The sequence below is a fragment of the Stutzerimonas sp. LR2 genome (assembly GCF_055755175.1).
In genome coordinates, this window is record NZ_JBVTRR010000048.1 from 1 (window position 1) to 949 (window position 949).

The window sequence follows — 949 nt, forward strand, 5'->3', positions numbered from 1 at the left end:
GGTGTAATACCGATCGCCGTCATCTTCTTTGATTTTTTCACCGGCAATGACGGGGTGTTGGTGGCAGAACGGGCATGCCGCTGCACCGTCTGCCATTTCTGGCGCGATCGGGAATTGTGTAGCACCTAACATTTCCGGATCACCCGGCATGCGATGACGCCAGTGGGTGCCTTCTGGCAAGGTGATGAATTCATCGTCCAGTACGTATTCAAAGGTTGGCATCAAGACGTGATGCACACCGTGTTTACGCCAGCGTAACTGCGCCAGAAATTCAACTGTTTCCTCCGGCTTGGATTCCATCGGGACACGGAAGCGATACACGCCGGGAGTGCTTGGTAACCCTTCCCCCTTGGTGCCCACGGGATGCCAACAAACGTTCGCAGTAGGAATTGGATTGTGGTTGGCGTCATCCGCCATTGGTGAAAATGATTGAGAGTCAAACATGATATTCAGCACTCCTTTCGTGCAGATCGCTTTACCGAGTTGAATGAAAACACGCAGGCGCGCGCAGAATGACGAGGGTAGTTTCATCGGCGCACCTGCCCTACAGTGGCAATGCCGTGCAAGATAAACTCTGGAGGGGATCCGTTTTCAATGCGATAGATGGATAAGAAGACAAATAGCGCAACCCAGACAGTCATAAGCGGCGAAAGCATGAACGGCAACACTGTCCAGGTGGTCAATAGGAGCAGGCTCAACGATGCCCCTGCCACAATGAAAATCTGATAAAGCACCAGCTTGTAGTTGGCGACCATACGCAATAGCGCATGTGTCCGAAAGGTTGCATTATGGCGGAAGTTGCGAAACTCAATCCACATCAACCCGATCCAAAAGACATACGGGCTAAGACTGGCAGCGGCGTTAATCAGTAACATATCCCGCAGCGCCATCATCACTGAAGCTCGGTTGGTCTGTGAATATAATTGCCCTTCCGCAAGCAGGTGTACGG

2 protein-coding genes are annotated in these 949 nt (G+C 51.9%); both read right to left on the reverse strand.

The annotated features are described in order from the left end of the window. A partial coding sequence (locus ACVRRC_RS21925; RefSeq protein ID WP_472997565.1) for a hypothetical protein occupies positions 1-531 on the reverse strand: 531 nt, incomplete at its 3' end. Then, a partial coding sequence (locus ACVRRC_RS21930; RefSeq protein WP_472997566.1) for a hypothetical protein occupies positions 528-949 on the reverse strand: 422 nt, incomplete at its 5' end. The genes ACVRRC_RS21925 and ACVRRC_RS21930, both read right to left, overlap by 4 nt.